Annotated in this window: 6 protein-coding genes; 2 read left to right on the forward strand and 4 right to left on the reverse strand. The window is 50.6% G+C overall.

The annotated features are described in order from the left end of the window. Positions 1–35: 35 nt before the first annotated feature. On the forward strand, positions 36–1,607 hold the full coding sequence (locus tag F1593_RS17010; RefSeq protein ID WP_149402760.1) for a glycoside hydrolase family 16 protein: 1,572 nt from the start codon (positions 36–38) through the stop codon (positions 1,605–1,607). A 214-nt stretch (positions 1,608–1,821) separates the two neighbouring features. On the opposite strand, the gene F1593_RS17015 is transcribed toward F1593_RS17010, so the two are convergent. Next, a complete protein-coding gene (locus tag F1593_RS17015; RefSeq protein WP_149402761.1) occupies positions 1,822–2,628 on the reverse strand; it encodes an alpha/beta fold hydrolase in 807 nt (268 codons plus the stop codon). A gap of 450 nt (positions 2,629–3,078) precedes the next feature. On the opposite strand from F1593_RS17015, the gene F1593_RS17020 reads away from it, so the two are divergent. Continuing rightward, positions 3,079–3,981 carry a class I SAM-dependent methyltransferase gene (locus tag F1593_RS17020; protein ID WP_149402762.1) on the forward strand — a complete coding sequence of 301 codons (903 nt, stop codon included), beginning with the start codon at positions 3,079–3,081 and terminating at the stop codon, positions 3,979–3,981. A 276-nt stretch (positions 3,982–4,257) separates the two neighbouring features. Here F1593_RS17020 and F1593_RS17025 read toward each other — a convergent pair whose 3' ends face one another. The 3 genes from F1593_RS17025 to F1593_RS17035 all read right to left on the reverse strand — a co-directional run bounded on the left by F1593_RS17025 (position 4,258) and on the right by F1593_RS17035 (position 7,443). Beyond that, a complete protein-coding gene (locus F1593_RS17025) occupies positions 4,258–5,772 on the reverse strand; it encodes a molybdopterin-dependent oxidoreductase (RefSeq protein WP_216368895.1) in 1,515 nt (504 codons plus the stop codon). A 397-nt stretch (positions 5,773–6,169) separates the two neighbouring features. After that, complete coding sequence (locus F1593_RS17030; protein ID WP_149402763.1) at positions 6,170–6,982, reverse strand: NAD(P)-dependent oxidoreductase; 813 nt, start codon at positions 6,980–6,982, stop codon at positions 6,170–6,172. Between the two features lie 77 nt (positions 6,983–7,059). Further along, positions 7,060–7,443, reverse strand: coding sequence for a MerR family transcriptional regulator (locus F1593_RS17035; RefSeq protein WP_149402764.1), 384 nt, complete (start codon positions 7,441–7,443; stop codon positions 7,060–7,062). Positions 7,444–8,125 lie beyond the last annotated feature (682 nt).

The following is an 8,125-nucleotide window of genomic DNA, read 5'->3' on the forward strand; positions in this document are numbered from 1 at the left end:
TCGCCATCCTGTTCATTTATGGAAAGGAGCAACCAATGTCCATGTTTCCTCAAGGGGATCGAGCAAACGATCCCCGGCAGCATCAAACGCCGATAGTACTTCGGCTATTGGCTGTGCTGCTGATTGCAGTATCTATGGTCGCATCGATAGGGATCATTTCCGCGCATGGCATAGGCCAGGCCCATGCGGACACAACCTGGACGCCCATCTGGAGTGATGACTTCACCGGGGCAGCTGGTACAGGAGTCAATACGTCCAATTGGAAATATGATATCGGCACCGGTTGGGGCACGGGAGAGATCGAGACGATGTCGAGCAGTACAGCGAATGTGCAGCAAGACGGAAATAGTCATTTAAAGATCACGGCTCTCCGCGATGCAAACGGGAATTGGACCTCCGGGCGTATCGAAACACAACGTGCTGATTTTGCAGCCCCCGTTGGTGGACAATTAGAGGTCAGCGCTACTATCCAGCAACCCAATGTTTCTGGTGCAGCCGCGGCTGGCTACTGGCCTGCCTTCTGGATGCTTGGTTCGCAATACAGAGTAGATCAGAACTGGCCCAATGATGGTGAAATTGACACAATGGAGGATATCAACGGACTCAGTTCTGTGTTTGGCACACTCCACTGTGGCGTCAATCCAGGAGGTCCCTGTAACGAAACCACGGGAATTGGCAGTGGGCAACACGCCTGCCCCGGCTGCCAGACCGGCATTCATACCTATTCAGTAATTGTGGATAGAAGCGTGTCACCTGAACAGATTCGCTGGTATCTCGATGGTGCCAACTACTTTACGGTCAATGCCAGCCAGGTTCCCGCAGCAACCTGGAGCGCTGCGGTAGATCACAGCTTCTTTATCATTCTGGATCTGGCAATGGGAGGCGGCTTCCCTAACGCTTTTGGTGGTGGTCCAACCGCTGCAACCCAATCGGGAGCCTCTATGATTGTCGATAACGTACAGGTCTACACTTCGGGCGGTTCTACTGGAGGAACCACTCCAACACCGACTCCACCGACTCCAACCCCTACCTCAACGAGTGGGAGTGGGAGTGGTTTTAGTCAGGGAGCCAGCAGTACCGGTACAAATCAGGCTCAACTCTGGTTCCAGCCGAGTGGTTGGGCCGCCGGATATGTCATCCTGCACTACACGGTAGCCGGTGGCAATCAACAAAACCTGAACATGACCTATAACACGGGTGACTCACGCTGGGAGTATACGATTGGAGGTCTGGCAACAGGTAATGTCATCTCCTACTCATTTACCTATCAACAAAGTGGCTTACAATATGACACAGGACCCTATAGCTATACCTTTGGAGCCACAACTCCAAATGGAAGTTTTAGTCAGGGAGTCAATAATTCAGGTGCCAGCCAGGCACAATTCTGGTTCCAGCCAGGCGGTTGGACCGCCGGATATGTCATTCTGCACTACACGGTAGCCGGTGGCAATCAACAAAACCTGAACATGACCTATAACACGGGTGACTCACGCTGGGAATATACGGCAGGAGGCATAAGTGCAGGCAATGCTGTCACCTACTCTTTTACCTACCAACAAAATGGACTTCAATATGACACAAGTTCATACTCATGGACGCATCCATAGGATATTCTCTACAGATATGATGCATTCTCACAGCACGGCAAGAAGGACTGTTTGAACCCTTCTTTGACCGCGGATACCAGATACAGGAGCGAAAAGGGAGCTAAGTGACGCATTGCTTTTACTTAGCTCTCACAGGAGTTACAATTGACACGCTTTCAACAGAAAAACAGCGTAACAGGACAAGAATATCCAGAGAGAGTGGAGATGACGAGCCTTAGAGCTTCATCTGCTCTCGTACCTGCCTCACCATCTGTTGAATTACCTCAACAATCAATTCAGGTTCATCTTCGTTGATGAGATGTCCACTCTTACTGGCGATGATGTGTCGGCTCTGAGAAGAAAGTTGCGTTAATTCGCGCTGCATCTGTCGCCATATCTGTTCCATTTCCTCGATTAATCCAGGAGGATAGTTCGCCGGGTCTCGAACTGAGCGTCCTCGGCTGATGACCGCCAATGGCAAATCGTCCAGGTTTTGACAGGTGCGCAGCAGTGTACTGTTGGCAAGGTTGTCGATCTTTTCTTCATTCTGGTTGGGATTTACCCAACGAACCTCCCAGATATGACGCAAATGAGCGAGATGGGGCAATTTATTTGGCTGTGGAGGAATGACAGTCAGATAGCGGTCTCGCTGGTCTTCATGCGATGCATCAATCAGGACGAGAGCCGCAACCTCTTTGGGATACTGCTCGCGATAGAGCCGTACCACTTCTCCCCCCATTGAGTGACCAGCAAGTACATAGGGAGCAGAGATATCAGCCTTTTGCAACAAGGCATGCAGGTCCAGCACGATATCTTGGATGGTTCTTGGCGTTGGTGCAGGGTCACTCTGTCCCAACCCGGCCCGATCGTACCAGACGACGCGCGTAAACGTGGCAATCTGTCTGGCAATAGCGTCGTACGTACTTGCGGTACCTCCCAAACCCATTTCTAGCACGACGGCTGGTGCGCCAACTCCCCTGGTTTTCATAGCGAGCCGACGACCACCAATAGCCACCAGTGTCAGTTGATTCTTTTCTTCCATATGTTGTCTCCTTCCCCTCAAAATGGCTGTATCTTATTCCTTTTTGTTTTCGACCAGACAAGCAAAATTATTACTACTCCTGATGGCATTAGAATGACTCTCGCCTGCCCCTATACAGCGACTTGTATTCAGCAATCACTGTAACAGAAAGTTCAGAGAATTTGATCCTGGTCAGGTATTTCGTCGATGCAGTCACATCTATGCTTGCTATATTGGACTTGCCTGAAGCTGACGCCTCAATCTCACGGTTCAGATGACTTTACTTCGCGCTTCTGTGGTGTAAATGATTGTAATAAAGAGGTCCATTGGAGATGAAAAAGCTTGACAGCATCCGTCTTCCGATCTATTATAGATTCAATGAGTCTGGAATAGAAAGGAGAGAGGAATGAAGTATTCACAGGCGAACATGTACAGGTAAACTATTACGAAGCAAGGAAGGATACATCGGATATGAATCATGGGAGTACCCATCGACACACAGCAGATCAAGACGATCCGCACAACCACAAGCATACGGGGACGTCAGCGTTTCTGAATCTCTCCGACCGTTTCTTTGCGCCACTCGATAGACAAATTGTCGCGTGGCTCCAGCTTGCACCGGGTAGCCGAGTGCTGGATGCCGGGTGTGGTGGCGGCGGCATGACCCGGCTACTGGCCCAGGCGGTCCGGTCAGGTGGTGAAGTGGTCGGGCTGGATGCCAACCCTCAATTGATCGAGGGGGACCGGAGTCAAGTAAAAGATACAGACGTGGCCGGACAGATACAATTTCAGGAGGGCGATGTGTTACATCTGCCGTTCGAGGATGGCACGTTTGATCTCGTCTGGTGTAGCCGCGTTGTTCACGGTCTGAGCGATCAAGTTGCTGGAGTACGCGAACTCGCACGAGTAGTACGACCTGGCGGGCGCGTAGTGCTGCGCGAGGGCGGGCTGCCCCTGCAATTCCTCCCCTCTGACGTGGGCCTGGGTGATCCAGGCCTGGAAGGACGGCTAAGGGTTGCACACGCGCAGCGGTTCGCCAACTGGCGCAGTTCGCTGCCGAACGGGGTTGCCTACCCCTACGGCTGGAGCCACATGTTGCGTGAAGTCGGGTTGAACTCCGTTATGCCCAAGAGTTTTTTGCACGAGTTCGCTTCACCCCTTGAAGCGTCTCAAAAGGACTATTTAGAGGCCCAGTTGAGCGGCTACCTTCGCGCTCCAGGGCATGAGCAGCGGCTTTCGACCCGGGATATCTCTACCCTCGAACAGTTGCTCGATCCAGCTAGCCCACAGTATGTTTTCGCCCGCGATGACTTGCATGGTATTGTGGTCCAAACCATTTATGTAGGCTCTCTCTCGGACGGAAACCATGTGTGAGCTGTTTCTTGCAAGACAATGACACGATGGGTATGATGCAAATCCCACAAGTATCCTGGTGAGTAAACTATTCTGGAGAGCCTTGGCGCATGGAAAGCGTGCCGGGCCTGGGTTCGGGAAAGGGCGGCGGGTCAACGTGATAACCACAGATGATGTGGATAACATGCTGCCCCGCCGTCTCCTTCATCTTTCTCGTCAAAATCTTCCTCTTAACCGGCTTATCAAGGCAGTTGAGTGCTTAACGTTGTATTTTTCAAAGGATACCATGCAGCACGCTTATATCTCGGCTCCAATGCCATAAAATTGAACATCTTCCCGGAAGCCGCCCTGCCCCTCACCAATGGAGGCATATTCCTCCACAAATTCGATAGAGCGCAAGTATTTAACCATTTTATAGCCAAGCTCGGTCTCAAGACGCAGACGCAAGGGAGCCCCATGCTCAAGTGGAAGTGGCTCTCCATTCATGGCATAGGCAAGAATCGTCTGGGGATGGGTCGCTAATTCCAGAGAAATCACTTCATAGAAGGGAGCATGATGACTCTCTTCCGGCCCCTTGGGATAAGCTTGCATGCCTTCTTGATAGGAGGTAAAGACAACATATTTCGCCGTTGGCAACACTCCACATAATTTCATGATCTCGCTGAGCGGCACACCTGTCCACTCGCCCACACCACTCCAACCCTGGATGCAGTTATGTTTGGTGATCTGTGAGTGCCGGGGCAGCTTCTGAAGATCGTCCAATGAGAGCTGGAGAGCATTGGCAACCAGACCGTGTACTTCCAGCCGCCAATCCACAAAATCATTATGGGCCAGTGCTTGAAACTCTTCAGTGACCGGCGGACGACCATTGACCCAGAAGTACGTCGTAATAGCTGACTTTGTATACTGTTGCCTGGATTTCAAGCGCTGCAGGAGCATCCTGCGCACTGGATCCACAATCGCTCCCAGTACGTGCTGGATCTGACGCTTCCGCCGCAATGAATACCAGGAAGCCCAGGCATAGAGCACGCCCACAAGGAGCAGCGCACCAATAGCAATCGTCAGAGCCAGCGGAAAACTTCCCTGCTCATTGCCAAGCACAATGTTGCGGATGTTATCGCTAAAATGCACAATCACAACCAGCGAGACATGCACAATCACAAAGAGCAGGTACGCAACCAGGCAGAGAAAATGGATGCTGCGTGCCCCTTGCTTGCCACCCAGCATTTTGCTATACCAGGGGAAACGGGCCTCGATGGCGGGCGACATGGCAGCTCCGGTCAAAATAGTGAGAGGCGCCAGCAGAAAGATCACGCCCGCATAGGCCAGTTGTTGCAGTGGATCATAGGGCTGAAAATCACTGACCGGTGGTATATGGAAGGTAATATAGGTCAGAAAAGTCTCCCAGGCCCGTGGGATAATAGACCAGGAAGTGGGGATTAAACGTGTCCATTCGCCAGTTGCGAAAAGCAATACCACATAGACCAGGCCATTCAATATCCAGAAGAGGATCGAGAAGAAGTGCCAGTGTCGGCCAAGGCCAAGGTTTTCTTTTCCCGGCAACGCCAGGAGAGGAGATACCGACACCTCTTCATCCATAGAGGTCCATAACTTGCCCTGTGCTGGCTTTTTACGGGTAAATTTGAGCCAGTTACTCTCTGGCTTACAGCCGTCGTTCCAATATAAGCGCGGATGAGCGGCCAGGATTTGAATACCACTGCGTATTAAGAAGCCAAGAAACAACAGGTTTATGAAATGAGTGAGTCGTAACCATAAGGGGAATCCAAGAGAGGCTATAACCATCATATACATAGCAACTTACTCCCAGGCTAAATATTTCGTGTTCGAAATCCCGGTCGCGTCGCAACACAGGAAATCCATCTGTGACAGGCACGAGGAAATAAAGGGGATAGTTTCAAAGAAAATTTTTACATAATTATATAATTAAAACAGGATGCTCTTTTAGATGCTAAAGAAATTTAACATTCTATTTGCAATTAAAAGCATAAAATAAAGGTTACAGGTGCTATGGCAACTCATAATAATAAGACCACGACCTCATCGAGGCATAGCGAAAAAACAATTCTTAGCCTGATGCGGACGTTTCTTCATGAAGAAGATCTCCCCATCAGGCTATATGAAAATATTACCGATAGTTAGAGTTGATCAGAGGAGTTCTTAAAGCAAGCTAAGGAAGAGCCTATGATCTTCATTCAGCACTACTCAAGAGATCATACAAAAGACTTGAAATGGGTGTGGGTGACGCTACCTGCTGCGCTGTCTTTTTGAAGAGACCAACATCCTTCAGCGGTATCTTACTCTGGCCGAAAAGCGTAGCTTTCTCGGCGATCCTCTTGCCATAGCTCCGATAGATGGGAGCATTAAACAACGTGCTTGTCAGCATGTCGATCACTGCCTTGGGATCGACTCCGTTTTTCTCTGCCATCAAGAGGGCTTCGCGCATAGAGTATCCAGCCGAACTAATCAGGAAGTTTCCAATCAGCTTGACAAGCGTTGCCGCGCCAACCTCTTCGCCAAAATCGAAGATGCCCTGTCCCCCCATCGCCTGAAGGAGCGGTTGGACTCGTTCTTTGGCTTCCCGTGGACCCGCACAAGGAATCCAGAGCTGGTGGGCGACAGCTGCCTCAGGTACGCCAAAGATGGGAGCCTCGATATAGACACAACCATGTTGAGCATGGATTGCCGCCAGCTTCTTTGCCGTTTCCGGCAACACCGTACTCAGCGAAAGATGGATACCACCTGGTCCCAGACGCTCTAAAAAGCCGTCGCTCATAACGACGCTTTCCAGTGCCGCATCATCCCATACAATGGTTGCGACAATCCTCCCACTCGTCACCACATCAGCGGGCTGGTTCGCCAGATGCGCTCCCCGGGCAAGCAGTGATTCCGCTTTGCTCGCCGTGCGATTATACACCCGAAGAGGATACCCGGCAGCGAGGAGATTGGTAGCCATCGGCAGACCCAGCTGGCCGAGTCCGATAAATCCGATCATTTCACTCATGTCTATTACTCCTTTTGAATGAGTTGATATCCAAAACATAACGTTAACGTTATGTTTTGGATAAAAAAAGACTGGCGTTATTCTCTTTCCTCAAGCCAGCGCTCGAAGCGTTCGATATGGAACTGAACATCAGCACGAAATTGCTGGAGCGCACCGATCTTCTGGTCCACCTCAGCGAGATGCTGACGCAGGATAGCAAGGACTTTCTGTTTTGGTTGTATTCCACTGGGATCAATGAAATAGAGGTCGATGACGTCGTGTATCTCATCCAGGCTGAGTCCAAGCTTCTTCAACTGGTCAATTTTCTGCAGCCGGGCAAGCGTCTCCTCTGTATAATAATGCTGACCGTGGCCTTCACGCTCACCTGGAGGGATCAGACCAATGCTCTCGTAGTAGCGAACGGTACGCGGAGTTACCCCGGCTCGTTCCGTCAAATCACCTATGCGCATGCGGTCATCCATCGCTCACCTCTTCCAATGTTACGTTAACGTCATGTTGATAGGATACCATCTAAGCGTAGTATTGTCAAGGCGGGCATGGAGCCATCAGACTGAGAGCACGGAAGTCCAGGCCGTTTTGTAGCAAAATTCAACACCTTACCTTTAACACATCCTCATGCTTCGGTTTCAGATGCAAATGATGGAACAAGCAAACATTCATATTGAGCGTCGACCCGGCACTGTCGATCTTCTGCGTAGTTATAAAGTATATATTAATGGTCAGCGAGTGGGAAAACTCCGAGAAAGTGAACAATTTGTAGTACCAGTTCAACCAGGCGATCATGAGATTGTTTTGAAAGTAGATTGGGCCTCCAGCCATCCCGTTACCATTCATTCAGTACAGCGCCTTCCTGGGCGAGCTTACGTGGAGCAGCGTAGGTGCGTGCCGAGGTCGCAACCCTCGTACCGAAACCTCGCCCCAACGCTCTCTGTCAAATCCCCACTCCGTTTTTGGGGTACGAATGAGCCTACGGGAGAGCCTATCGTACGAATTACGGGAAAGCGCACCTCGGTTGCGACCCTGTCTGTTACCCACATATTTCTATTCAAGTGTGAGTTCAGAAGCCAGGTGAATTCCTTCTACAAGCGTTTGGATGTATAGCCAACCTTTCCAGAGGGTTTTCCAGCCTGGCTCTCCGTCTCC

The sequence above is a fragment of the Dictyobacter arantiisoli genome (assembly GCF_008326305.1).
GTDB classification, from domain to species: domain Bacteria; phylum Chloroflexota; class Ktedonobacteria; order Ktedonobacterales; family Ktedonobacteraceae; genus Dictyobacter; species Dictyobacter arantiisoli.

Coding starts and splice junctions, on each gene's coding strand:
- F1593_RS17010 (WP_149402760.1), top strand. CDS start 36: ATGTCCATGTTTCCTCAAGGGGATCGAGCAAACGATCCCCGGCAGCAT.
- F1593_RS17035 (WP_149402764.1), bottom strand. CDS start 7,443: ATGGATGACCGCATGCGCATAGGTGATTTGACGGAACGAGCCGGGGTA.
- F1593_RS17015 (WP_149402761.1), bottom strand. CDS start 2,628: ATGGAAGAAAAGAATCAACTGACACTGGTGGCTATTGGTGGTCGTCGG.
- F1593_RS17030 (WP_149402763.1), bottom strand. CDS start 6,982: ATGAGTGAAATGATCGGATTTATCGGACTCGGCCAGCTGGGTCTGCCG.
- F1593_RS17020 (WP_149402762.1), top strand. CDS start 3,079: ATGAATCATGGGAGTACCCATCGACACACAGCAGATCAAGACGATCCG.
- F1593_RS17025 (WP_216368895.1), bottom strand. CDS start 5,772: ATGTATATGATGGTTATAGCCTCTCTTGGATTCCCCTTATGGTTACGA.